1 pseudogene is annotated in these 523 nt (G+C 67.3%); it reads right to left on the bottom strand.

Features of this window, described 5'->3' with window-relative positions:
- Positions 1-523, bottom strand: a pseudogene (locus tag VV867_RS31090) (PAAR domain-containing protein); the annotation flags it as partial.

Consider the following 523-nt stretch of genomic DNA (forward strand, 5'->3'; position numbering starts at 1 on the left):
CCCTCGGCTGGGCGATGGATGAACGCCACGTCCAGGGCGCTGTTGTTCCAGCCCTTGGCGGCATTCCAGTTGGCCGAGAGGTGGATGTAGCGACGGCGCAGCAAGGCGGTTTCCTCGGCGGTGAGGGGCGTGAAGGCTTCGCCCAGGGCGAAAGCCTGCAACTTGCTGGCGATGGGCTGCAGTTCGGCAGGCAAGGCGAAAGCCTGTGAACTGGGCACAGCTCTGAACGCCACCCCAGTACGCACCGCCCATTCCCGCATGATGCGCAGGTACACCAGCGACAGTTCGCCGCGCACCTCTCGCTCGCTGGCGATGGCGGCGTACACCCGCTTTTCCGCCACCGTGTCCCGTGCGCGATGGCGAACCTGTACCGACCAAGTGGCGACGCTCAACCCCTCGGGCGGTACATAGGCCGACCAGTGGCGCAACTCCCGGTCGAAGCGCTGCCTGGTGCGCCAGTGGGCCCCGCTGCGCTCGGTGGCGAGCGAGGCGATCTCGAGGCTGCTGTCGGGCTTGCTCAGCA

The organism is Pseudomonas sp. JH-2, assembly GCF_036231725.1.
GTDB lineage: Bacteria > Pseudomonadota > Gammaproteobacteria > Pseudomonadales > Pseudomonadaceae > Pseudomonas > Pseudomonas delhiensis.